At 72.2% G+C, this 23,828-nt stretch carries 16 protein-coding genes; 12 read left to right on the forward strand and 4 right to left on the reverse strand.

Annotated elements, in window-relative coordinates; translation table 11 throughout:
• The first annotated feature begins 148 nt into the window (after positions 1-148).
• The 9 genes from AB0A94_RS08570 to AB0A94_RS08610 all read left to right on the forward strand — a co-directional run bounded on the left by AB0A94_RS08570 (position 149) and on the right by AB0A94_RS08610 (position 13,237).
• Positions 149-3,862: a ThuA domain-containing protein gene (locus tag AB0A94_RS08570; RefSeq protein ID WP_361740842.1), complete on the forward strand. Its 3,714-nt coding sequence runs from the start codon at positions 149-151 to the stop codon at positions 3,860-3,862.
• A 292-nt stretch (positions 3,863-4,154) separates the two neighbouring features.
• On the forward strand, positions 4,155-5,330 hold the full coding sequence (locus tag AB0A94_RS08575; RefSeq protein WP_361740845.1) for an inositol-3-phosphate synthase: 1,176 nt from the start codon (positions 4,155-4,157) through the stop codon (positions 5,328-5,330).
• 326 nt (positions 5,331-5,656) lie between these two features.
• On the forward strand, positions 5,657-6,592 hold the full coding sequence (locus tag AB0A94_RS08580) for an SCO3242 family prenyltransferase (protein WP_361741327.1): 936 nt from the start codon (positions 5,657-5,659) through the stop codon (positions 6,590-6,592).
• Positions 6,589-7,746 (forward strand): sugar phosphate isomerase/epimerase family protein, encoded by a 1,158-nt coding sequence (locus AB0A94_RS08585; protein ID WP_361740848.1) that lies wholly within the window; start codon positions 6,589-6,591, stop codon positions 7,744-7,746. Before AB0A94_RS08580 ends, AB0A94_RS08585 begins: the two co-directional genes overlap by 4 nt.
• Positions 7,743-8,483 carry an EboA domain-containing protein gene (locus tag AB0A94_RS08590; RefSeq protein ID WP_361740851.1) on the forward strand — a complete coding sequence of 247 codons (741 nt, stop codon included), beginning with the start codon at positions 7,743-7,745 and terminating at the stop codon, positions 8,481-8,483. The genes AB0A94_RS08585 and AB0A94_RS08590 overlap by 4 nt, the downstream gene beginning before the upstream one ends.
• Complete coding sequence (locus AB0A94_RS08595; RefSeq protein ID WP_361740855.1) at positions 8,483-9,373, forward strand: TatD family hydrolase; 891 nt, start codon at positions 8,483-8,485, stop codon at positions 9,371-9,373. Before AB0A94_RS08590 ends, AB0A94_RS08595 begins: the two co-directional genes overlap by 1 nt.
• 3 nt (positions 9,374-9,376) lie before the next feature.
• A complete protein-coding gene (gene eboE, locus AB0A94_RS08600; protein WP_361740858.1) occupies positions 9,377-10,546 on the forward strand; it encodes a metabolite traffic protein EboE in 1,170 nt (389 codons plus the stop codon).
• Positions 10,543-11,922, forward strand: a complete 1,380-nt coding sequence (locus AB0A94_RS08605) for a nucleotide pyrophosphatase/phosphodiesterase family protein (protein WP_361740861.1) — start codon at positions 10,543-10,545, stop codon at positions 11,920-11,922. The genes eboE and AB0A94_RS08605 overlap by 4 nt, the downstream gene beginning before the upstream one ends.
• A gap of 115 nt (positions 11,923-12,037) precedes the next feature.
• Positions 12,038-13,237, forward strand: a complete 1,200-nt coding sequence (locus AB0A94_RS08610) for a sugar phosphate isomerase/epimerase family protein (RefSeq protein ID WP_361740864.1) — start codon at positions 12,038-12,040, stop codon at positions 13,235-13,237.
• A 79-nt stretch (positions 13,238-13,316) separates the two neighbouring features.
• Here the strand turns inward: AB0A94_RS08610 and AB0A94_RS08615 are convergent, their stop codons facing one another.
• From AB0A94_RS08615 to AB0A94_RS08630, 4 genes are all read right to left on the reverse strand, one after another.
• Complete coding sequence (locus tag AB0A94_RS08615) at positions 13,317-14,696, reverse strand: OFA family MFS transporter (RefSeq protein ID WP_361740867.1); 1,380 nt, start codon at positions 14,694-14,696, stop codon at positions 13,317-13,319.
• A 123-nt stretch (positions 14,697-14,819) separates the two neighbouring features.
• Positions 14,820-16,967, reverse strand: coding sequence for an acetate--CoA ligase family protein (locus AB0A94_RS08620; protein ID WP_361740870.1), 2,148 nt, complete (start codon positions 16,965-16,967; stop codon positions 14,820-14,822).
• 4 nt (positions 16,968-16,971) lie between these two features.
• Positions 16,972-18,204 (reverse strand): formyl-CoA transferase, encoded by a 1,233-nt coding sequence (frc, locus tag AB0A94_RS08625; RefSeq protein WP_361740873.1) that lies wholly within the window; start codon positions 18,202-18,204, stop codon positions 16,972-16,974.
• Between the two features lie 11 nt (positions 18,205-18,215).
• A complete protein-coding gene (locus AB0A94_RS08630) occupies positions 18,216-19,898 on the reverse strand; it encodes a thiamine pyrophosphate-binding protein (protein WP_361740876.1) in 1,683 nt (560 codons plus the stop codon).
• Between the two features lie 204 nt (positions 19,899-20,102).
• On the opposite strand from AB0A94_RS08630, the gene sucC reads away from it, so the two are divergent.
• The 3 genes from sucC to AB0A94_RS08645 all read left to right on the forward strand — a co-directional run bounded on the left by sucC (position 20,103) and on the right by AB0A94_RS08645 (position 23,777).
• Positions 20,103-21,233, forward strand: coding sequence for an ADP-forming succinate--CoA ligase subunit beta (gene sucC, locus AB0A94_RS08635; RefSeq protein WP_361740879.1), 1,131 nt, complete (start codon positions 20,103-20,105; stop codon positions 21,231-21,233).
• Between the two features lie 14 nt (positions 21,234-21,247).
• On the forward strand, positions 21,248-22,165 hold the full coding sequence (sucD, locus tag AB0A94_RS08640; RefSeq protein WP_361740881.1) for a succinate--CoA ligase subunit alpha: 918 nt from the start codon (positions 21,248-21,250) through the stop codon (positions 22,163-22,165).
• Between the two features lie 67 nt (positions 22,166-22,232).
• Entirely contained in the window at positions 22,233-23,777 is a 1,545-nt protein-coding gene (locus tag AB0A94_RS08645; RefSeq protein ID WP_361740884.1) for an aldehyde dehydrogenase family protein, read from the forward strand.
• Positions 23,778-23,828: the final 51 nt, after the last annotated feature.

Here is a 23,828-nt window from a genome sequence, read left to right on the forward strand (position 1 = left end):
GGTGTTCGCCCCGGAAGAACGCGGTTACCGTCCCTGAAGTGTTCAGGACACCCACGCCCCCGGGGTGACGGCGCACCCCGGCGCCCGCACGCACCACACGTCTTCGCACCTGTTCCGTACGGCTCCACCCCGTTCCCGGAGGGACTTCGTGCACAGAAGCAGACTCACATCCACCCGCGCCACGAGGCGTCCCGGACTTCGCACCACGCTCGCCCTGTTCACCGGCCTGCTGCTGGCCGTGGGCACCCCGGCGACCGTCGCCGGCGCCCACCCCGGCCACCCGGAACACGACGAACCGGCCGCGGCCGAGGGGCAGTTCCAGCAGGTGCCGCTCGCCAAGGGCGAACCCGAGACGGGCGAGCCGATGTCGCTCGCCGTGCTCCCGGACCGCAGCGTCCTGCACACCTCGCGCGACGGCACACTGCGCCTCACCGACCAGGGCGGCGTCACCAAGGTCGCCGGCAAGCTCGACGTCTACAGCCACGACGAGGAGGGTCTGCAGGGCGTCGGCATCGACCCGGACTTCGAGAACAACCGGGCGATCTACCTCTACTACGCCCCGCCGCTCGACACCCCCGCGGGCGACGCCCCGGAGACCGGCACCGCCGAGGACTTCAAGAAGTTCGACGGCGTCAACCGCCTCTCCCGGTTCGTCCTCAACCCCAACGGCACGCTGGACCTGGCCAGCGAGAAGAAGGTCCTGGACGTCGCGGCCTCCCGCGGCACCTGCTGCCACGTCGGCGGCGACATCGACTTCGACGCCGAGGGCAACCTCTACCTGTCCACCGGCGACGACACCAACCCCTTCGCCTCCGACGGCTACACGCCGATCGACGAGCGGGCGAACCGCAACCCGGCCTTCGACGCCCGCCGCAGCTCCGGCAACACCAACGACCTGCGCGGCAAGATCCTGCGCATCAAGGTCGCCGAGGACGGCTCGTACACCGTCCCGGAGGGCAACCTCTTCGCCCCGGGCACCGAGAAGACCCGCCCCGAGATCTACGCGATGGGCTTCCGCAACCCGTTCCGGATGAGCGTCGACGACAAGACCGGCATCGTCTACGTCGGTGACTACGGCCCCGACGCCGGCGCCGCCGACCCGAACCGGGGCCCGGCGGGACAGGTCGAGTTCGCCAAGGTGACCGGACCCGCCAACTTCGGCTGGCCGTTCTGCACCGGGAACAACGACGCCTACGTCGACTACGACTTCGCCACCGGCACCTCCGGCGAGAAGTTCGACTGCGCCGCCCCGAAGAACACCTCGCCGCACAACACCGGCCTCGTCGACCTGCCGCCCGCGCAGGCCGCCTGGATCCCCTACGACGGCGGCAGCGTGCCCGAGTTCGGCAGCGGCTCCGAGTCCCCGATGGCCGGCCCGGTCTACCGCTACGACCCCGAGCTCGAGTCCTCGGTGAAGTTCCCCGAGGCGTACGACGGCGACTTCTTCGCGGGTGAGTTCGGCCGCCGCTGGATCAAGCGGATCGAGCAGAACGAGGACGGCACGGTCGCGAAGATCAACGACTTCCCGTGGACCGGCACCCAGATCATGGACATGGAGTTCGGCCCCGACGGCGCGCTCTACGTCCTGGACTACGGCGTCTCCTGGTTCCAGGGCGACGAGAACTCCGCGCTGTACCGGATCGAGAACGCCGAGGACGGCTTCTCCCCGATCGCCGAGGTCAGCGCGGACAAGACCTCCGGCGCGGCCGGCCTGAAGGTGAAGTTCACCGCCACCGTCAAGGACGCCGACTCCCCGGACCTCACCTACAGCTGGGACTTCGGCGACGGCACCAAGGGCGAGGGCCTCACCCCCACCCACAAGTACAAGAAGGTCGGCACCTACACCGCGACCTTCACCGCCAAGGACCCCGAGGGCAACACCGGCAACGCCAGCGCCCGGATCGTGGTCGGCAACACCGAGCCCACGGTGAAGATCGAGGTCCCCGGCAACGGCAGCCTGGCCGCCTTCGGCGAGCCCGTCCCGTTCAAGGTGAGCGTCACCGACCCCGAGGAGACGGTCGACTGCTCCAAGGTCAAGGTCGTCTACAGCCTCGGCCACGACTCCCACGCCCACGAGCTGACCAGCGAGATGGGCTGTGAGGGCACCCTCAAGCCGCCCGCCGGCGACGGCGGCCACGACCCCAACGCCAACATCTACGGCGTCGTCGGCGCCAGTTACACCGACGGCGGGGCGAACGGCCAGGAGGCGCTGACCGGCACCGCGCGCACCGTGCTCCAGCCGCTGCACCGCCAGGCCGAGCACTTCTCCACCCAGCAGGGCGTGTCGGTGATCGACAAGACCGGCGCCAACGGCGGCAAGACCGTCGGCAACATCGACGACGGCGACTGGATCTCCTTCAGCCCCTACAAGTTCGACGGGCAGAAGAAGATGACCGTACGGGCCTCCTCCGGTGGCTCCGGCGGCTTCATCGAGCTGCGCACCGGCTCGCCCACCGGCAAGCTGCACGGCTCGGCGTACATCCCGCCGACCGGCGGCTGGGAGACGTTCCAGGACGTCGACGTGCCGCTGCGGTCCCTGCCGAAGAAGACCACGGAGATCTACCTGGTCTTCCGGGGCGGCGAGGGCGCGCTGTACGACGTGGACGACTTCGAGTTCTCCACCGAGCCGTTCAAGAAGGGCAAGAAGGTCCTGGTCTTCTCCAAGACGGCGGGCTTCCGGCACGACTCCATCCCGGAGGGCGTCGCCGCGCTGAAGGAGCTGGGCGCCCCGGCCGGCATCTCGGTCACGGCCACCGAGGAGGCACGGCAGTTCACCACCACCAACCTCGCCAAGTACGACGCGGTCGCCTTCCTCTCCACCACCGGTGACGTGCTGAACGCCGACCAGCAGAAGGCGTTCGAGGACTACGTCGCGAACGGCGGCGGCTACATGGGCATCCACGCCGCCGCCGACACCGAGTACGACTGGGAGTTCTACGGCGGACTCGTCGGCGCCCACTTCGACTCGCACCCGGCCATCCAGAAGGCCACCGTGCGCGTCCACGACCACGACCACCCGTCCACCGCGCACCTGGGCGACGCCTGGGAGCGCACCGACGAGTGGTACAACTACCGCACCAACCCGCGTGAGCAGGCCAAGGTCCTCGCCACCCTGGACGAGACCACCTACCAGGGCGGGAACATGAAGGGCGACCACCCGATCGCCTGGTGCCAGAGCTACGGCGGCGGCCGGTCCTTCTACACGGGCGGCGGCCACACCAAGGAGTCGTACGCCGACGAGGCCTTCCGCACCCATCTGCTCGGCGGCATGCAGTACGCCACCGGCCAGGTGAAGGCGGACTGCAAGCCGGACAAGGGCTACCGGGACATCTTCAACGGCCAGACCCTGGACGGCTGGAAGCAGGCCGGCCCCGGAAAGTTCGTCGTCAAGGACGGCACCATGGAGTCCGAGGGCGGCATGGGCCTGCTGTGGTACCAGGCCAAGGAGCTGAAGTCGTACTCCCTCAAGCTCGACTGGAAGATGCGGGGCGACGACAACTCCGGGATCTTCGTGGGCTTCCCGGCCTCCGACGACCCCTGGTCCGCGGTGAACAAGGGCTACGAGATCCAGATCGACGCCACGGACGCGGCCGACCGCACCACGGGCTCCGTCTACTCGTTCAAGTCGGCGAACATCAAGGCCCGTGACCAGGTCCTGCGTCCGCCCGGCCAGTGGAACTCCTACGAGATCAAGGTCCAGGGCGAACGCCTCCAGGTGTTCCTCAACGGAGTCAAGATCAACGACTTCACCAACAAGGACCCCCAGCGGAGCCTGGCCGACGGCTACATCGGCCTGCAGAACCACGGCGCCGACGACCATGTCTCCTTCCGCGACATCCAGCTGAAGGAACTGCCCTCCTAGGGCGAACCGCCCCCCTGGGGCGAACCGCCCTCCCGGGGCGACCAGAACGGCGGCGGGTGGAGGACGCCGGACCTCCGCCCGCCGTCCCGCCGGGCCCCGCGCCCGGCACCCTGACCGGGCCCAGTGCCCGGCACCCTGACCGGGCCCAGTGCCCGGCACCCTGACCGGGCCCAGTGCCCGGCACCCTGACCGGGCCCCGTGCCCGGCATCCCGACCGGGCCCCCGCGCCCGGTACTCCGCTGGTCCACTTCCGGCGCTCGCACCAGGTTCGCGTACGACAAGGAGGCTGCCCATGTCCGCCGAACCGCTCCTCCCCACCCCCGCACCCGCCCCCTCCCCGGCCCCGCGCTTCGGCGTCTGGCTCATCGGGGCGCGCGGATCCGTCGCCACGACCGCGATCGCGGGCTGCGCCGCCGTCGCCGCCGGGCTCCACCCGCCGACCGGCATGGTCACCGAGACCCCCGACTTCACCTCCTGCGGTCTGCCGTCGTTGTCGTCCCTCGTCTTCGGCGGTCACGACACCGTCGACTGCCCGCTGCCCAAGCGTGCCGAGCACCTGGCCGACGGCGGTGTCCTGCCGCACGGCCTGCCGTCCGCCGTGCACGCCGAACTCGTCGCCGCCGACCGGGAGGTCAGGCCCGGCGGCCCCCTGCCCGGGGACACCGGCCGCACCCAGGACCAGTGGACCGACGTGTTCGCGGCCGACATCCGCGACTTCGTGCGCCGCCAGGACCTCGCGGGCGCCGTCGTGATCAACGTCGCCTCCACCGAGCCGGCGCCCACCGACGGCTCCCTGCCGCCCAGCTCCCTCTACGCGGCGGCCGCGCTGCGCGCCGGCTGCCCCTACGTCAACTTCACCCCGTCCACGGGCCTGCACCACCCGGCGCTGGCTCCGCTCGCCGCGTCCTCGGGCCTGCCGTACGCGGGCCGCGACGGCAAGACGGGGCAGACCCTGCTGCGCTCCGTGCTCGGCCCGATGTTCCTGCAGCGCGCCCTCGCCGTGCGCGCCTGGTCCGGCACCAACCTCCTGGGCGGCGGCGACGGCGCCGCCCTCGCCGACCCCGCTGCCGCCGCCGCCAAGAACGCCGGCAAGGAACGCGTCCTCGCCGACACCCTCGGCACCACCCCCGAGGGCGAGGTCCACATCGACGACGTGCCGGCCCTCGGCGACTGGAAGACGGCCTGGGACCACATCGCCTTCGACGGCTTCCTCGGCGCCCGCATGGTCCTGCAGACCACCTGGCAGGGCTGTGACTCCGCCCTTGCCGCCCCGCTCGTCCTCGACCTGGCCCGGCTGGTCGTCCGCGCCCGGGAGAAGGGCCTGACCGGCCCGCTGAGCGAGCTGGGCTTCTACTTCAAGGACCCGGTCGGGGACGGCCCGTCGTCCCTGGCCGAGCAGTACACGGAGCTGAGGCGCTTCGCCGAGCGGCTGCGGGACGACGCCACCGCTCCCGAGGCCCACCGGTGAGCCGCCCGGCGCCCGGCGCCCGGGACATGCCCGCACGGGGGGAGCCTGCGCGGGACAGGGCTGCGCAGGAGGTGCGCGGTCAGGACGACTCCCCAGGGGCGCGGGGAACCGCGCGAACAACCACAACGCACCCGCACAGGACCACGACGGGACTCGCGCAGGGCACGCCCGTGCAGGACACGCCCGTGCAGGACACGCCTGCGCGGGGCGAGCCCGCGCAGGGCGGCCTCGCGCCGGCAGGCGGCCCGGCCCCCGGGGATGCCGCCCTGTCCTCCGGTGGCGGCGCCGCGTCCCGCACCGCCCGTTGTCGCTCGGGCCGCGCGGGCGTGTGGGCCGAACTGCTGCGGCTGCCCGCCCTCTTCACCGTCCCCGGTGACGCCCTGGCCGGCGCGGCGGCGGCCGGTGTGCGCCCCGGCCCGCGGACCCTGCTCGCGATCGGCTCCTCCGTGTGCCTGTACGAGGCCGGCATGGCCCTGAACGACTGGGCGGACCGCGCCGAGGACGCCGTGGAGCGCCCGCACCGCCCGCTGCCGTCCGGCCGCATCCGTCCGGCCGCCGCCCTCACCGCGGCCGGCGCCCTCACCGGCGCCGGACTGGCGCTCGCCGCCGGTGCGGGACGGCCCGCCCTCGCGGTGGCCGTGCCCCTGGCGGCGACCGTCTGGGCCTACGACCTCGCCCTGAAGCACACGCCCGCCGGTCCCGCGGCCATGGCTACCGCCCGCGGACTCGACCTGCTCCTGGGCGCCGCGGCCACCGGCGGCGGCACCCGCGCCGCACTGCCCTCCGCCGCGCTGCTCGGCAGCCACACCCTCGCGGTCACGGCCGTGTCCCGCCGGGAGACCACCGGCGGCTCGGCCCTGGCCCCGCTGGCGGCCCTCGCGACGACGGGGGTGCTGACCCGGCTGGTCACCCACCGCCGCACCCGACCCCCGGCAGGCCGGCGGGCAGCAGCCGCCCCCGGCCTGCCGGGCTCCAGCCCGGCCGAGGGAACGCCGTCCCGGGCCGCCGGCGCCCTCGCCACCGCTCTGGGCGCCGCCTACGCCGCCACGGCCGCCCGCCCCTACGTCCACGCCGCGCTCAACCCGTCACCCCCGCTCACCCAACGCGCCGTCGGTGGCGGCATCCGCGCCACGATCCCGCTCCAGGCCGCCCTCGCCGCCCGTTCCGGCGCTACCGCCACCGCCCTCCTGGTCGCGGCCCTGGCCCCGGCCGGCCGGATGTTCGCGAGGAGGGCCGGTATGAGGAAGGTGAGCATCACGTGAGCCCGAACTCGAACCAGGGCGTGCCCCAGGACGTCACCGGGGACGGTCGTGCCCCGGCCCCGGCCCCGGAGGCGAGCCGGAACGCGGGCGGCCGCCCGGCCCGCCGCGTGAGCCGGGAGACGAGCGGGGACGTCCGTGCCCGGGCCCGGGAGACGAGCCGGGGCACAGGCGCGGACCCGGCCCGGGACGCAGACCCGGACCCGGCCCGGGACGCAGACCCGGACCCGGCCCGGGACGCGAGCGGGCACGCCCGCACCCCCCTCCGCTTCGGCTACGGCACCAACGGCCTCGCCGACCTCCGCCTCGACGACGCCCTCGCCCTCCTCGCCGACCTCGGCTACGACGGCGTGGGACTGACCCTCGACCACATGCACCTCGACCCGCTCGCCCCCGACCTCGCCGCCCGCACCCGCCGGGTCGCGCACCGGCTGGACGAGCTCGGTCTGGGTGTCACCGTGGAGACGGGCGCCCGCTATGTGCTCGACCCCCGCCGCAAGCACGGCCCGTCGCTGCTGGACGCCGACCCGGACGACCGCGCCCGCCGCGTCGACCTCCTCCTGCGGGCGGTCCGCGTCGCCGCCGACCTCGGCGCACACGCCGTGCACTGCTTCAGCGGCATCGTCCCCGACGGCACCGACGAGGACACCGCCTGGAAACGCCTCGCCGAGACCCTCACCCCCGTCCTGGACGCCGCCGCCACCGCCGGCGTCCCCCTCGCCGTCGAACCCGAACCCGGCCACCTCCTCGCCACCCTCGCCGACTTCCACCACCTGCGCCGCACGCTCGGCGACCCCGAGCCCCTCGGCCTCACCCTGGACCTCGGCCACTGCCAGTGCCTCGAACCCCTCCCGCCCGCCGACTGCGTACGCGACGCCGCCCCCTGGCTGCGCCACGTCCAGATCGAGGACATGCGCCGGGGCGTCCACGAGCACCTCCCCTTCGGCGACGGCGAGATCGACTTCCCGCCCGTCCTCGCGGCCCTCGCCGCCACCGGCTACCAGGGCCTGACGGTCGTCGAACTGCCCCGCCACTCCCACGCGGGCCCCCACTTCGCCGCCCACTCCCTTCCCTTCCTCCGCCACGCCGCCTCTCCCGTCCCCGCCCCACCGCACGGCGATCCCTCCGCCACCCCCGAAGGGAGCAGCACCCCATGACCCGCCCCCGTGCCACCCCGGCCACCCCGGAGGCAGACACCACCGGCGGACCGGCGACCCCCGGTGACAGCACCACCCCCGCCCTCACCCCGCCCGCCGAACTGCGCCGCCGCCTCGCCGACCGGCTGGGCGGAGCCGCCCGCGCCTGGCTCGACCAGGCCCTGGACGAGGCCGCCGCCCACCCCGGCACCCACGGGCCCATCTCCGTGTGGGAGCTGCGCCTGGCCGAGGCCGGCCGCCGCTGCGGCCCCGCCCACGCCGACGCCGCCCGCGTCCTCATCCTGCACGCGGCCCACGCCGACGCCGACGCCCTGACCCGGGTCTACTTCCAGGGCACCGCCGACGAACGCCGTGCCGTCCTGCACGCCCTGCCGCACCTCGTGCCCGACGCGCCCGACGCCCTCCCGCTCGTCGAGGACGCCCTGCGCACCAACGACACCCGGCTCGTCGCCGCCGCCCTCGGCCCCTATGCCGCCCGGCACCTGGACGCCCACGCCTGGCGGCACGCGGTCCTGAAGTGCCTGTTCACCGGCGTCGGCCTCGACCACGTGGCGGACCTGGACCGGCGCGCCCGGGGCGACGGCGAACTCGCCCGCATGCTCGGCGACTACGCCGCGGAACGCACCGCCGCCGGCCGCCCCGTCCCCGAGGACCTGCACCGCGCCCTGGCCCTGGCCGGCGCCGCCCCCGCCACCCCGCCGCACGGCACGGACGACCCCCACGGCAAGGAGTCCTGATGCGCATCTTCGACCCCCACATCCACATGACGTCGCGCACCACCGACGACTACGAGGCCATGTACGCCGCGGGCGTCCGCGCCGTCGTCGAGCCCTCCTTCTGGCTCGGCCAGCCCCGCACCTCCCCGGCCTCCTTCCTCGACTACTTCGACGCCCTCCTCGGCTGGGAACCCTTCCGCGCCGCCCAGTACGGCATCGCCCACCACTGCACGCTCGCCCTCAACCCCAAGGAGGCCAACGACCCGCGCTGCACGCCCGTCCTCGACGCGCTGCCCCGGTATCTCGTCAAGGACAACGTGGTGGCGGTCGGCGAGATCGGCTACGACTCCATGACGCCCGCCGAGGACACCGCCCTCGCCGCCCAGCTCCAGCTCGCCGCCGACCACGGCCTGCCCGCGCTGGTGCACACCCCGCACCGCGACAAGCTCGCCGGGCTGCGCCGCACCCTGGACGTGGTCCGCGAGTCCGCCCTCCCCGCCGACCGCGTCCTGGTCGACCACCTCAACGAGACCACCGTCAAGGAGGCCAAGGACAGCGGCGCCTGGCTCGGCTTCTCCGTCTATCCCGACACCAAGATGGACGAGGAGCGGATGGTCGCCATCCTGCGCGCGTACGGCCCCGAGCAGGTCCTGGTGAACTCCGCCGCCGACTGGGGGAGGAGCGACCCCCTCAAGACCCGCAAGGTCGCCGACCTGATGCTCGCCGAGGGCTTCACCGAGGACGACGTCGACCGGGTGCTGTGGCGCAACCCCGTCGCCTTCTACGGACTCAGCGGCCGCCTGAACCTCGACGTCGACGTCCCCGGCGCCACCCACGAGGGCAACTCCATCCTGCGCGGCGCACCGAGAGACGAGCCCCAGCCGGCCGGCGCCCCCGCCGCGGAGGCGTGAGCCATGCGCTTCCGCCACCCCGACGGCTCCACCGTCCACCTCGCCTACTGCACCAACGTGCACCCCGCCGAAACCCTGGACGGTGTCCTCGCCCAGCTCCGCGACCACTGCGAGCCGGTCCGCCGCCGCCTCGGCCGGGACAGGCTCGGCATCGGCCTGTGGCTCGCCAAGGACGCCGCGCACGCCCTCGTCACCGACCCCGCCGCCCTGCGCGGACTGCGCTGCGAACTCGACCGGCGCGGCCTGGAGGTCGTCACCCTCAACGGCTTCCCCTACGAGGGCTTCGGCGCCGAGGAGGTCAAGTACCGCGTCTACAAACCGGACTGGGCCGATCCCGAGCGCCTGGAGCACACCACCTCCCTGGCCCGCGTCCTCGCCGGACTCCTCCCCGACGACGTCACCGACGGCAGCATCTCCACCCTGCCGCTGGCCTGGCGCACCGCCTACGACGAGCAGCGGGCGGAGACGTCCCGCACCGCCCTGCGCACCCTCGCCGAACGCCTCGACGCCCTCGAGGAGCTGACCGGGCGCTCCATCCGCGTCGCCCTGGAACCGGAACCCGGCTGCGTCGTCGAGACCACCCGGGACGCCATCGCCCCGCTCACCGCGATCGCCCACGACCGCGTCGGCATCTGCGTCGACACCTGCCACCTCGCCACCTCCTTCGAAGACCCGCACACCGCCCTGGACGACCTCACCCGGGCCGGCGTGTCCGTGGTCAAGTCCCAGCTCTCCGCCGCCCTGCACGCCGAACAGCCCCACCTCCCCGAGGTCCGCGAGGCCCTGGCCGCCTTCGCCGAACCCCGCTTCCTGCACCAGACCCGCACCTCCACCCTCGCCGGACTGCGCGGCACCGACGACCTCGACGAGGCCCTGGCCGGCGACACCCTGCCCGACGCGGCTCCCTGGCGCTCCCACTTCCACGTCCCGCTGCACGCGGCCCCCACCGCGCCCCTCACCTCCACGCTGCCCGTCCTGAAGTCCGTCCTGACCCGGCTCGTCGGCGGCCCGCACCCCCTCACCCGCCACCTCGAGGTCGAGACCTACACCTGGCAGGCCCTCCCGCCCGAGCTGCGCCCCCGCGGCCGCACCCAGCTCGCCGACGGCATCGCCGCCGAACTCACCCTGGCCCGCGACCTGCTGACGGACCTCGGCCTGAAGGAACTCCCATGACCGGTCCCACCCCCCTCCTCGTCCTCGACGTCGTGGGCCTCACCCCCCGTCTCCTCGACCACATGCCCCACCTCAAGGCGCTCGGTCAGTCCGGCTCCCGCGCCCCGCTCGGCACCGTCCTGCCCGCCGTCACCTGCGCCGCCCAGTCCACCTTCCTCACCGGCACCATGCCCGCGGAGCACGGCATCGTCGGCAACGGCTGGTACTTCCGCGAGCTCGGCGACGTACTGCTGTGGCGGCAGCACAACGGCCTCGTCGCCGGCGACAAGCTCTGGGACGCCGCCCGCCGCGCCCACCCCGGCTACACCGTCGCCAACATCTGCTGGTGGTACGCCATGGGCGCCGACACCGACATCACCGTCACCCCCCGCCCGGTCTACTACGCCGACGGCCGCAAGGAACCCGACTGCTACACCCGGCCGCCCGCCCTGCACGACGAACTCACCGAGAAGTTCGGCACCTTCCCCCTGTTCCACTTCTGGGGCCCCGGCGCCGACCTGGTCTCCAGCCGGTGGATCATCGACGCCACCCGCCACATCATGCGCACCCGCCACCCCGACCTGACGCTCTGCTACCTCCCTCATCTCGACTACGACCTGCAGCGCTTCGGCCCCGACGACCCGCGCTCCCTGAAGGCGGCCGCCGACCTCGACGCCGCCCTCGCTCCGCTGCTGGACGACGCCCGCGCCGAGGGCCGCACCGTCGTCGCCCTGTCCGAGTACGGCATCACCCGCGTGAACCGGCCCGTGGACATCAACCGCGCCCTGCGCCGCGCGGGCCTCCTCGAGGTCCACACCCAGGACGGCATGGAGTACCTCGACCCGATGGCCTCCCGCGCCTTCGCGGTCGCCGACCACCAGCTCGCCCACGTCTACGTGCGCCGCCCCGAGGACCTCGACGCCACCCGCACCGCCCTCGACGGACTGCCCGGCATCGAGCAGCTCCTCGACGACGAGGGCAAGAAGACCCACCACCTCGACCATCCGCGCGCCGGCGAACTCGTCGCCGTCGCCGAACCCGACGCCTGGTTCACGTACTACTACTGGCTCGACGACGACCGCGCGCCCGACTTCGCGCAGCTCGTCGAGATCCACCGCAAACCCGGCTACGACCCGGTCGAACTCTTCATGGATCCCCTCGACCCCTACGTCAAGGTCAAGGCGGCCACCGCACTGGCGCGCAAGAAACTCGGCATGCGCTACCGCATGGCGGTCGTGCCCCTGGACCCCTCACCTATTCGCGGCAGCCACGGCCGCCTCCCCGCGAGCGACGACGACGGTCCGCTCCTCATCTGCTCCACCCCCCGCGCTGTCGGAGACCGCGTCGCGGCCACCGATGTGAAACAACTCCTGCTCCGGCTCGCCGGACTCGGCTGACACCGCACCACGCACGGCCGCCGAAATCCGACTACCGAGAGTGAAACACACGGCACTGACAACGGCCGGTCCCGGCGGGACCGGAACCGGCCACGACCGAGAAGGCAGGCCACTCGTGACCCCGTACTCCGCCCCTTCACGCACCGAAGCCGCCGACGCCCCCGACGAGGGACTGCGCCGCACCCTCGGTGTGGACCGGCGCCGTTTCCTCAGCACCTGCACCGCCGTGGCGGCCGGAGCCGTCGCGGCCCCCGTCTTCGGCGCCGCCCCCGCCCTGGCCCACGACCGGGACAGAGACCACGACCACGGACATGACCACGGACACGGGCGCGGGCAGGTGCTCGTCCCGCCGCACAAGCGCGGCATCATCCTCTACACCGTCCGTGACGCCACCGCCCGCGACCCGCTCGCCACGGACCTGCCCTCCGGCTTCCGCGAGGTGTTCAAGCAGCTGTCCCGCCACGGCTACCGCCAGGTGGAGTTCGCCGGCTACCGCCAGCACGCGAACGCCCCCGGCGGCGCCAACCTGGAGACCGTCGAGGGCGCCAGGCTGCTGCGCTCCTGGCTCGACGACTACGGGCTGCGCGCCCAGGGCAACCACGGCTTCATCCCGCCGTCCTGGCCGCTGACCACCGCGGACCTGGACACCTTCAAGAAGCACCTCGAGATCGCCAACATCATCGGCATGGACCACATGGGCACCGGCGGCGACCCCACCGGCAGCTCCCACCGCGCCGACTGGGACGTGGCCGCCGACAAGTGGAACGCCCTCGGTGCGATCGCCCGCCGCGAGGGCATCAAGCTCTACACCCACAACCACGACAGCGCCTACGGCTTCCTGCTCGACGGCGGCCCGCTGGACGACCAGGGCCGGCCGACCCGCAGCTCCGGCATCCGGAAGCTGGAGTACTTCCTCGAGGTCACCGACCCCAGGCTCGTCTGGCTGGAGATGGACATCTTCTGGGCGCACGTCGCCCAGTACAAGTTCCACACGTACACCGCCCACGACGGCTCCACCCGGAAGAGCGTCTTCGACCCGGCCGACCTGGTCGCCCGCAACAACAGGCGCTACCCGCTGTTCCACGCCAAGGACGGCGTCGTCAGCACGACCAACGGCATGGGCTACGACATGGTGCCCTTCGGGACCGGCGTCATCGACTACACGACGTTCTTCTCGCGGGTCGGCGAGCGGAACTACCACAACCCGATGGTCGAGGACGACAACTCCCCGAGCGCCACCGACCCCGCGCAGTCGCTGCGCGAGGCCAAGATCAGCTACGACAACATGGCGGCCCTGCGCAAGCGGTGCCGCTGACCCGGAACACGGACCGGGCGGCCCCTCCCACGTGCTGCGGGAGGGGCCGCCCGGTCCGTGCGGGGGCGGCTTCGCCAGGTCATCCCTCGCCGAGCGGGCGGGGGTTGGGGGTGATGCGCTTGTCCTTCGAGCGTCCCGGTGGTTGCAGGAACAGCGCCACGCATCCGGCGAAGAGCGAGATGCAGCCCGCCAGGGTGAAGGCGCCGTTGTAGCCCCAGGCGCCGACGACCACGGCCCCCATGCCCGCGCCCAGTCCGGAGACGAGCTTGGAGCTGTAGACCATCCCGTAGTTGGTGGCGTTGTTGTTCTCACCGAAGTAGTCCGCCGTCAGCGCCGCGAACATCGGGAAGATGGCTCCGCCGCCGAAGCCGGAGACGGCGGAGAAGACCAGGAACAGCGGCAGGTTCTTGATCTCGGCCGACCAGATGATGCCGAACTGGGCGAGGCCCAGGATCGCGCACACGTAGAGCAGGCACTGCTTGCGGCCGTAGAGGTCGGAGAGCCAGCCGATGACACCGCGCCCGGTGCCGTTGACGATCGCCTTCAGCGACATCGCGGTGGCCACGATGCCGGCCGCGAAGCCCGCGTCCTCACCGATGTCGACCTGGAAGGCGATGCCGAAGATGTTCACGCCGGAGGTGCAGGCCAGACAGAACCACATCAGCGCCACCCGGCCGGTCCTCCACGCCTCCAGCGGGGAGTACTGCTTGACGGCCGGGGGGTTCTTCTCCAGCGAACGCCGGGCCCGCGGGTCGTCCGGCGGGTTCAGCGGGTCGACGGAGGCCGGCCACCAGTTCTTCGGCGGGTCCCGGAAGTAGAAACCGGCGATCGCCACCGTCGCGGCGAGGAAGACACCCGCCGAGACCAGCACCCAGCGGAAGTTGGAGCCGTCCATGTAGCCGTGGAAGATGAAGACGAACGGCACCGAGCCGTAGGCGAAACCGCCGTTGACGAAGCCGGTCTTGCCGCCCCTGCGCTCCGGGTACCACTTGCCGACCATGTTGACGCAGGTCGCGTACACCATGCCCGCGCCCATGCCGCTGAACACGCCGAACCCGATGAAGGCGAGCGCGACATGCGGCGCGAACGCCAGCGACAGATAGCCGAGCAGCGTGCCGGCCGAACCCAGCATCATCGCCCAGCGCGCGGGCAGTTTGCCGTTCTCCCGCAGCCGCCCCGCCGGAAAGGCGACCGCGGCCTGGCAGAACACCCAGGCGGTCATCATCCAGTAGATGCTGCCGCTGGACCAGTGGTGGGCCTCGTGGAGCGTGTCCTCGGCGGACGCGAACGCGTACTCGGCGGAGGAGATGCCCATCATGCCGATCCAGGGCAGGATCACCATCCACTTGCGTTTGCGCCCCATGATGTCGATGTCGGACTCGCCCACGCGGTAGACGCGTCCGTTCCTGTCGGTCACCTCCCGGTAGGCGGCGACCCGTGTGACATCGGTGGTTGTCATGTCGATTGCACCCCTAGCGTCGAAAGTTCTGGCCAGCGCCCCCTGTCCAATGCCTTTCGTGCGCGCGCGGGTCCCCGGGACCGGCCGACGCGCACCCGTCGGCCGGCCCCTCGCGGCCTCACCTCATGAACCGCCCCCCAACAGGCCGGCGGCACGCGCCCACCGGTACTTGGCGCCCAGCACGGCCACCGGCTGCTCGGTGGTGTACGGATACGCCACGACCCCGCGTTCGAAGAGGTACTGGCAGGCCTCCTCCACCTCCACGTCACCCGCGAGGGACGCCACCACCGGCTTCTCGATCCCGCGCTCCCGGAACTCGGCCACCACCCGCGCGGTGAGTTCGGCGAACACCATGGGAGGAGTGACGATCGTGTGCCAGTAACCGAGCACCAGCGCATGGACGCGCGGGTCCTCGAGACCCAGCCGGATCGTCGCCTCGTACGTCGACGGCGGCTCGCCCCCGGTGATGTCCACCGGGTTGCCCGCGGCCCCGAACGGCGGGATGAACTCCCGGAACGCCGCGTCCAGATCGGCCGGGATCTCCATCAGCGACAGCCCGTTGTCCGTCACCGCGTCCGACAGCAGCACCCCGCTGCCGCCGGCTCCGGTGATGATCACCACGTTGTCGCCCCGCGGAGCAGGCAGCACCGGCAGTGCGCGCGCGTACTCCAGCATGTCGTTCAGACCCGGCGCCCGGATGACGCCCGCCTGCCGCAGGACGTCGTCGTACACGGCGTCGTCGCCCGCCAGCGCGCCGGTGTGCGAGCCCGCGGCCTTCGCGCCCGCCGCCGTGCGCCCCGCCTTCAGCACCACGACCGGCTTCTTCGGCACGGTCGCCCGCGCGGCCTCGACGAACGCGCGCCCGTCCTTGAGGTCCTCCAGGTGCATCGCGATGCACTCGGTGTGCGGGTCCTCGCCGAACCAGGTCAGCAGGTCGTCCTCGTCCAGGTCCGACTTGTTGCCGAGGCCGACGATCGCCGACACACCCGTCTTCGTGGTCCGCGCGAAGCCCAGGATCGCCATGCCGATGCCGCCCGACTGGCTGGTCAGCGCGACCCCGCCCTTGACGTCGTACGGCGTGCAGAACGTGGCGCACAGGTCCTGCCAGGTCGAGTAGTAGCCGTAGATGTTGGGCCCGAGCAGCCGGACGCCGTGCCGCTCGGCGATCGCCACGATCTCCTCCTGGAGCTCGTGCTCACCGGTCTCCGCGAACCCGGAGGGGATCAGCACGGCGTTCGGGATCCGCTTGCGCCCCACCTCCTCCAGCGCCGCGGCCACGAACCGGGCGGGAATCGCGAAGACCGCCACATCCACCTCACCGGGAACGTCGGTGACACTCTTGTACGCCTTGCGGCCCAAGATGTCATCGGCCCTGGGGTTCACCGGGTGGATCTCCCCGGCGAAACCGCCGTCGACGAGGTTGCGCATCACCGAGTTGCCGATCTTGCCGGACTCGTTCGACGCGCCGATCACCGCCACCGAACGCGGCTGCATCAGCCGCCGCACGGAGGCCAGGATCTCCTCCCGCGAGTAGCGCCGCCGTTCCTTCGGCGCCCCGGTGGAGAGGATCACCCGGATGTCGGCGGCGACCGCCCCGTCCGCGGTGGCGATCACCGGGTTGAGGTCCACCTCGGCGATCTCCGGGAAGTCCGCGACCAGGTGCGACACCCGGCGGATCTGCTCGGCGAGGGCCCACCGGTCCACACCCTCCCGGCCCCGCACCCCGCGCAGGACCTCCGCCGCCCGGATGGAGTCCAGCATCGACAGCGCCTCGTCGGCGTCCACCGGCGCCAGCCGGAACGTGACGTCCTTCAGCACCTCGACGAGCACCCCGCCGAGCCCGAACGCCACCACCTTCCCGAACGTCGGATCGGTGACCGCGCCGACGATGACCTCCTGCCCCTTCGGCAGCAGCTCCTGCACCTGCACGCCGTCGATCCGCGCCTGGGGGGCGTACGCCCGCGCGTTCTCCACGATCCGGTGGAACGCCGCCCGCACGTCCGCCGCGCCCTCCACGCCGACGACCACACCGCCGGCGTCGGTCTTGTGCAGGATGTCCGGCGACACGATCTTCATGACGACGGGCCGCCCGCCGAACCGGGCCGCGCACGCCACGGCCTCGTCGACGTCGGTCGCCAGCTCCTCGCCGGGTACGGCGATCCCGTACGCGTCGGCGATCACCTTGCCCTCGGGCGCGGTGAGCGAGGTGCGCCCCTCGGCGCGCACCGCGTCCAGCAGCGCCCGGACCCGCAGCGTCCGGTCCTCGGCCATCACCTCAGATCACCCCGTTCGACTTGAGCAGGCGCAGCTCCTCGTCCCCGAGGCCGAGTTCACCGACGTAGACCTCTTCGTTGTGCTCGCCGAGCAGCGGGGAGGCCACCACGTCGACGGGGGAGTCGGACAGCTTCAGCGGGCTGCCGACGGTGACGAACTCGCCGCGCTCGGGGTGCGGGACGGTGACGACCATCTCGTTGGCGACCAGCGAACGGTCCTCGATGATCTCCCGGGTGGACAGGATCGGCCCGCACGGGATGTTGTGCGCGTTCAGCCGCTCCAGCACCTCCCACTTGGGCAGCGTCGAGGACCACTCCTCGATCAGCTGGAACATCTTGTTCAGCTTCGGCAGCCGGGCCTCCGGCGTCGCCCACTCGGGGTCGTCGGCCAGCTCCGGCCGGCCGATGAGCTCGCTCAGCGGCTTCCAGCCGACGGGCTGCACGATGACGTACACGTAGTCGTTGGGGCCGCCCGGCGCGCACTTCACCGCCCAACCCGGCTGGCCCCCGCCGGAGGCGTTCCCGGACCGGGGAACCTCGTCGCCGAAGTCCTCGTTGGGATATTCGGCGAGTGGACCATGGGCCAGGCGCTGCTGGTCGCGCAGCTTCACCCGGCAGAGGTTGAGCACCGCGTGCTGCATGGCCACGTTCACCCGCTGCCCGCGCCCGGTGCGCTCCCGCTGGAACAGGGCGGCGAGGATGCCCGCCACCGCGTGCACACCCGTGCCCGAGTCCCCGATCTGGGCCCCCGTCGCCAGCGGTGGCCCGTCCTCGAAGCCGGTGGTCGACATCGACCCGCCCATGGCCTGCGCGACGACCTCGTACGCCTTGAAGTTGGTGTACGGGCCGTCCCCGAACCCCTTGATGGAGGCGTAGACGATCCGTGGATTGATCTCCCTGACGCGGTCCCAGGTGAAGCCCATCCGGTCGATGGCGCCCGGCCCGAAGTTCTCGACCATGACGTCCGAGCGCCGGATCAGCTCGGTGAGGATCTCCTTGCCGCGCTCGGTCTTGGTGTTGAGGGTGATGCTCCGCTTGTTGCAGTTGAGCATCGTGAAGTAGAGGGAGTCGACGTCCGGCAGGTCGCGCAGCTGCTTGCGCGTGATGTCACCGGTGGGCGCCTCCAGTTTGACGACGTCCGCGCCGAGCCAGGCCAGCAGCTGGGTCGCGGAGGGCCCGGACTGGACATGCGTCATGTCGAGGACGCGGATGCCCTCAAGTGCCTTGGGGGTCATGGGCGTGCACCTCACTTGTACATGGTCTGGTTCATGGTTCCGGGGGCGTACGCGTCCGGGTCCACCCAGACGTTGATCAGCGACGGCTTGCCGGACTCGCGGGCCCGGCGCAGCGCGGGGCCGATGTCGGCGGGGTCCCGGACCTCCTCGCCGTGACCGCCCAGCATCCGCGCGAACTCGTCGTACCGGACGTCGCCGAGGGTGTTGCCGACCCGCTCGCGCTCCTTGCCGTACTTGGCGGCCTGGCCGTAGCGGATCTGGTTCATCGAGGAGTTGTTGCCGACGATGCCGACGAAGGGGAGGTCGTAGCGGACCAGGGTCTCGAAGTCCCAGCCGGTGAGGGAGAAGGCGCCGTCGCCGAAGAGGGCGACGACCTCCTTGTCGGGCCGCGCCTGCTTGGCGGCGAGCACGAAGGGGACACCGACGCCGAGGGTGCCCAGCGGCCCCGGGTCCATCCAGTGGCCGGGCGACTTGGGCTGCACGACCTGACCGGAGAAGGTGACGATGTCGCCGCCGTCGCCGATGTAGATCGAGTCCTCGGTGAGGAAGTCGTTGATCTCGCTGACCAGCCGGTACGGATGGATGGGCGAGGCGTCCGACCTCAGCTGCGGCAACCGCTTCTCCAGGGCGGTCTGCTCGGCCGCCCGCAGCTCGTCCAGCCACTCCTTGCGCCTGGACGCACCTCCGTTCACCCGCCCGGAGGCCGCCTCGGTCACCGACTTCAGCACCAGCCCCGCGTCACCGACGACGCCGAGGTCGATGTCGCGGTTCTTGCCGACCGTGCGGTAGTCGAGGTCGATCTGCACGACGGTCGCGTCGGGGGAGAGGCGCTTGCCGTAGCCCATGCGGAAGTCGAAGGGCGTACCGACGATCACGATGACGTCGGCGTTCGAGAAGGCGTACCGGCGGGACAGCTGGAAGTGGTGCGGGTCGCCGGGCGGGAGCGTGCCGCGCCCCGCGCCGTTCATGTACGCGGGGATGTTGAGGGTGCGGACGAGTTCGATGGCGGCCTCGGTGCCCCGGGTCGTCCACACCTGGCTGCCGAGCAGGATCGCCGGCTTCTCCGCGTGCACCAGCAGATCGGCCAGCCTCTCGATCGCCTCGGGATCTCCGGCCGACCGGGTCGAGGCCCGGTACGCGCCCTGCTGCGGCACCCGCGCCTTGGACACGGGCACCTTGGCGTCCAGCACATCGCGCGGGATCTCCAGGAAGGAGGGCCCGGGGGCGCCGTGGTAGCACTCGCGGAAGGCCATCGACACCATGTCCGCCGCACGCGCCGTGTCCGGCACGGTCGCCGCGAACTTGGTGATGGGGTTCATCATGTCGACGTGCGGCAGGTCCTGAAGGGACCCCATCTTGTGCTGGGTGAGCGCCCCCTGACCACCGATCAGCAGCATCGGGGACTCCGCGCGGAAGGCGTTGGCGACTCCGGTGACGGCGTCGGTCGTCCCCGGCCCGGCGGTGACGACCGCGCAGCCGGGCCTGCCGGTGATGCGCGCGTAGCCGTCGGCGGCATGGGCGGCGACCTGTTCGTGCCGTACGTCGACGACTTCGATGCCCTCGTCGACGCAGCCGTCGTAGATGTCGATGATGTGGCCGCCGCACAGTGTGTAGATGCGGTCGACGCCCTCGGCCTTGAGTGCCTTGGCGACGAGATGACCGCCGGAGATGACGTCCTGGGTGTCGTCGGGCATGGCGAAGTCCTTGTCCCTTTCCTAGGGGGCGGGGAACGCTCTCGCGGTACATTGCATACAGTCGACGAATACTGTATGAAGCTTGTTATCCCGCATCCGATGGGTGGTGTCCAGAGGGTGCGCGGCACTTTTCAGTCGCCGGCCTCGTGGCCTTCCGGGCCCCCTTTTTCGGACCTTCCGGCGACTTCGCAGACAGGAGCCGAGATGGACCTGTACGAGCACCAGGCAAGGGAACTCTTCGCAGAACACGGCATCGTGGTGCCGCCGGCCGAGGTCACCGACTCGCCCAAGCGGGCCCGTGAGATCGCGCGCCGGCTCGGCGGCCGAGTGGTCGTCAAGGCGCAGGTCAAGACCGGCGGACGGGGCAAGGCGGGCGGCGTCAAGCTCGCCGCCGACCCGGCCGCCGCCGAACTCACGGCACGCCAGATCCTCGGCATGGACATCAAGGGCCACACGGTCGGCACGGTGATGCTGGCCCGGCCCGTCGACATCGCCGAGGAGTTCTACGTCTCCTACGTCCTCGACCGCGCCGCCGGCCGCTTCCTGGCCATCGCCTCCGCCGAGGGCGGCATGGACATCGAGGAGGTCGCCGCCACCCGCCCGGAGGCGGTCGCCCGCATTCCCGTCGATCCGGCCGAGGGGGTCACCCCGGTGACGGCGTCCCGCATCGCCGAGGCGGCCGGACTGCCACCGCAGACGGTCGACGTGCTCGTCCGGCTGTGGGACGTCCTCGTCCGCGAGGACGCCCTGCTCGTCGAGGTCAACCCGCTCGTCCGCACCCGGGACGGGCGGATCGTGGCCCTCGACGGCAAGGTCACCCTCGACGACAACGCCGTCTTCCGCCAGGCACGCCGGTGCGCCGAGGACGGCACCCGTCACGACCCGCTGGAGGCCGCCGCGACCGCGAAGGGCCTCGACTACGTCAAGCTCGACGGCGAGGTCGGCATCATCGGCAACGGCGCCGGACTCGTCATGTCCACCCTCGACGTGGTGGCCGGCTGCGGAGCCCGTCCCGCCAACTTCCTCGACATCGGCGGCGGCGCCTCCGCGCAGGTCATGGCGGACGGTCTGTCGGTCGTCCTCTCCGACCCGTCCGTGAAGTCCGTCTTCGTCAACGTCTTCGGCGGCATCACCGCCTGCGACGCGGTCGCCGACGGCATCGTCCGCGCCCTGGACACCGTACGGCTCACCAAACCGCTCGTCGTACGCCTCGACGGCAACAACGCGGCCCGCGGCCGGGCCGTCCTCGACTCGTACGCGCACCCGCTCGTCGAGCAGGTCGCCACCATGGACGGCGCCGCGAGCCGGGCCGCCCACCTCGCCACCACACCCTGAGGAGACCGGACGACATGGCGATCCACCTCACCAAGGAGAGCAAGGTCCTCGTCCAGGGCATGACCGGCGGCGAGGGCATGAAGCACACCCGGCGGATGCTCGCCGCCGGCACGAACGTCGTCGGCGGGGTCAACCCCCGCAAGGCGGGCCGCAGCGTCGACTTCGACGTCCCCCAGGGCCTGAACGGCCTGGGAGGCACCCCCATCGCCGTCCCCGTCTTCGGCTCCGTAGCCGAGGGCATGGACGCGACGGGAGCCGACGTCACCGTCGTCTTCGTACCGCCCGCCTTCGCCAAGTACGCCGTCGTCGAGGCCGCCGACGCCGGCATCGGCCTCGCGGTCGTCATCACCGAGGGCATCCCCGTCCACGACTCCGTCGCCTTCCTCGCCCACGCCCGGCACAAGGGCACCCGCGTCATCGGCCCCAACTGCCCCGGCCTGATCACCCCCGGCCAGTCCAACGCCGGCATCATCCCGGCCGACATCACCAAGCCCGGCCGCGTCGGACTGGTCTCCAAGTCCGGCACCCTCACCTACCAGCTCATGTACGAACTGCGGGACACCGGCTTCTCCACCTGCGTCGGCATCGGCGGCGACCCCGTCGTCGGCACCACCCACATCGACTGCCTCGCCGCCTTCCAGGACGACCCCGACACCGACCTGATCGTCCTCATCGGCGAGATCGGCGGCGACGCGGAGGAACGCGCGGCGGCCTACATCCGCGACCACGTCACCAAGCCCGTCGTCGGCTACATCGCCGGTTTCACCGCGCCCGAGGGCCGCACCATGGGCCACGCCGGCGCGATCGTCTCCGGCTCGTCCGGTACGGCGCGGGCGAAGCGGGAAGCGCTGGAGGCGGCCGGAGTCAGGGTGGGCGCCACCCCGACGGAGACGGCCCGGCAGGTGCTCGCCGTCCTGAACGCCGACGGCTGACGCCTTTCGCCGAGCCCCCTTTCTCCCGACTTTCTCTCGACCGTGCACCGAGAGCGGAGCGAACCGCATGCCACCGACCACCCTCACCCTCAAATCAGGCACCTCCTGGACCGACGCCTGGCAGCGCTGCCTCAGCGTCGCCCCCGAGGCCTTCCGGGACGACCGCGTCCTCAACCTCTGGAACGCCGCCTGGCGGCCGGACGGCAGGGCGCTGCCCGCCGTCAGTCCCGTCGACGGCGGTCCCGTCGCGGGCCCGCCGCGCCTGGACCGGGCCACCGCCCGGCAGGCCGTGCGCGCCGCGCTCGACCAGCACCGCGCCTGGCGGCACGTTCCGCTGCCGGAGCGCAAGGCCCGCGTCGCCGCCACCCTCGACGCCCTCGCCCAGCACCGCGAACTCCTCGCGCTGCTGCTCGTCTGGGAGATCGGCAAGCCCTGGCGGCTCGCGCAGGCGGACGTCGACCGCGCCGTCGACGGCGTGCGCTGGTACGCCGACGGCATCGACGGCATGCTCGCCGGCCGCTCCCCGTTGGACGGACCCGTCTCCAACATCGCGAGCTGGAACTACCCGATGAGCGTGCTCGTTCACGCATTGCTGGTACAGGCACTGGCGGGCAACGCGGTCATCGCCAAGACCCCGACCGACGGCGGCGTCGCCTGCCTCACCCTGGCCTCGGCACTCGCCGCCCGCGAGGGGGTCCCCGTCACCCTCGTCAGCGGCAGCGGGGGCGAGCTGTCCGAGGCCCTGGTGCGGGCGCCGGAGGTCGGCTGCGTCTCCTTCGTCGGCGGCCGCGACACTGGCGCCGCCGTCGCCACGGCCGTCGCCGACCTCGGCAAGCGGCACATCCTCGAACAGGAAGGACTCAACACCTGGGGCATCTGGAACCACTCGGACTGGGACACCCTGAGCGCGGTGATCCCCAAACTCTTCGACTACGGCAAGCAGCGCTGCACGGCCTACCCGCGCTTCGTCGTCCAACGCCGCCTCTTCGACGACTTCCTGGCCGCCTACCTCCCCGCGGTCCGCACGCTCCGGGTCGGCCACCCGCTCGCCGTCGAACACCCCACCGACCCCCACCCGCGCCTGGACTTCGGGCCGGTGATCAACGCGGCCAAGGCGAAGGAGCTCCACGACCAGGTCGCCGAGGCCGTCGACCGCGGCGCCGTCCCGCTGCACCGGGGCACGCCGTCCGAGGCCCGCTTCCTGCCCGGCCAGGACACCTCGGCGTACGTCCAGCCGGTCACGCTGCTGAACCCGCCCCGGTCCTCCCCGCTGCACCACGCGGAGCCGTTCGGCCCGGTCGACACCATCGTCCTGGTCGACACGGAGGCGGAACTGCTGGCCGCCATGAACGCGTCCAACGGCGCGCTGGTGGCCACGCTGTCCACGGACGACCGGTCCACCTACGACCGGCTGGCCCCGCACATCCGCGCATTCAAGGTCGGCCACGGCGTCCCGCGCTCCCGCGGCGACCGCGACGAGCTGTTCGGCGGCTTCGGCGCGTCCTGGCGCGGCGCGTTCGTCGGCGGCGACCTCCTGGTCCGCGCCGTGACCCGGGGCCCGGCCGGGGAACGCCTGCCCGGCAACTTCCCGGAGTACCAGCTCATGCCCTGACCCGCGTGACCGCCCCGACACGAACGGTGCACCCCGGACCACCACCGCCCG

The organism is Streptomyces sp. NPDC044984, assembly GCF_040646935.1.
Classification (GTDB): Bacteria; Actinomycetota; Actinomycetes; order Streptomycetales; family Streptomycetaceae; genus Streptomyces.

Excerpts from the sequence above, each read along its gene's own strand:
- frc (WP_361740873.1), bottom strand. The coding sequence starts at position 18,204 with ATGACCCCCAAGGCACTTGAGGGCATCCGCGTCCTCGACATGACGCAT.
- AB0A94_RS08620 (WP_361740870.1), bottom strand. The coding sequence starts at position 16,967 with ATGGCCGAGGACCGGACGCTGCGGGTCCGGGCGCTGCTGGACGCGGTG.
- AB0A94_RS08630 (WP_361740876.1), bottom strand. The coding sequence starts at position 19,898 with ATGCCCGACGACACCCAGGACGTCATCTCCGGCGGTCATCTCGTCGCC.
- AB0A94_RS08605 (WP_361740861.1), top strand. The coding sequence starts at position 10,543 with ATGACCGGTCCCACCCCCCTCCTCGTCCTCGACGTCGTGGGCCTCACC.
- AB0A94_RS08615 (WP_361740867.1), bottom strand. The coding sequence starts at position 14,696 with ATGACAACCACCGATGTCACACGGGTCGCCGCCTACCGGGAGGTGACC.
- AB0A94_RS08645 (WP_361740884.1), top strand. The coding sequence starts at position 22,233 with ATGCCACCGACCACCCTCACCCTCAAATCAGGCACCTCCTGGACCGAC.
- AB0A94_RS08575 (WP_361740845.1), top strand. The coding sequence starts at position 4,155 with ATGTCCGCCGAACCGCTCCTCCCCACCCCCGCACCCGCCCCCTCCCCG.
- eboE (WP_361740858.1), top strand. The coding sequence starts at position 9,377 with ATGCGCTTCCGCCACCCCGACGGCTCCACCGTCCACCTCGCCTACTGC.
- sucC (WP_361740879.1), top strand. The coding sequence starts at position 20,103 with ATGGACCTGTACGAGCACCAGGCAAGGGAACTCTTCGCAGAACACGGC.
- AB0A94_RS08590 (WP_361740851.1), top strand. The coding sequence starts at position 7,743 with ATGACCCGCCCCCGTGCCACCCCGGCCACCCCGGAGGCAGACACCACC.
- AB0A94_RS08595 (WP_361740855.1), top strand. The coding sequence starts at position 8,483 with ATGCGCATCTTCGACCCCCACATCCACATGACGTCGCGCACCACCGAC.
- sucD (WP_361740881.1), top strand. The coding sequence starts at position 21,248 with ATGGCGATCCACCTCACCAAGGAGAGCAAGGTCCTCGTCCAGGGCATG.